We start from the raw sequence: 477 nt of genomic DNA, 5'->3' as shown, positions 1-477 counted from the left end.
GGTCCGCCGCAGATAAGCTGGCAGGACGCTCGGAACGAACTGCACACGCGAATCCGGATCGGGTGAGTTATCCCGCACTCGCCCCTGCTTGACCTCGATCGGCCCAGCGCCGGTGAGGATCTCTCGGCTCGGCAAACTCCCGTTTTTGACGACTTGCCTTCGCCCGCTGGTGTCACGGCGGTCGGCATGCTGAGCGACGAATGCCTCGACTTCCGCATCGAACGCCGACTGCAGCATCCGTCTGGCTCCCTCTCGGACGAGCTCATCGAGCGGACTTCGGTCGCCGAACTGAGCCCGAAAAGCGAGCACTTCCGGGTCGTGGTCCTGGTCTACTGGCACCGAGCTTCGGTCTGTCTTAATCTGGCTCATGGCGTATCCTTGTGCCCGCGTTGGGCCGCTGAAGTGGTGATGTACCTCAGCAGGATGCGCCGCTTTTTTCACTCAATCAAGAACACGACTTTCGACAATAGCTCGCGT

At 61.0% G+C, this 477-nt stretch carries 1 pseudogene; it reads right to left on the bottom strand.

Going from position 1 to position 477, the window contains the following annotated elements:
• A pseudogene (locus tag GNK13_RS18105) lies at positions 1-369 on the bottom strand (IS256 family transposase); the annotation flags it as partial.
• Positions 370-477: the final 108 nt, after the last annotated feature.

The organism is Candidatus Laterigemmans baculatus, from assembly GCF_010367455.1.
Lineage (GTDB): Bacteria > Planctomycetota > Planctomycetia > Pirellulales > Pirellulaceae > Laterigemmans > Laterigemmans baculatus.
This window is presented reverse-complemented; position numbering and strand designations above follow the sequence as displayed.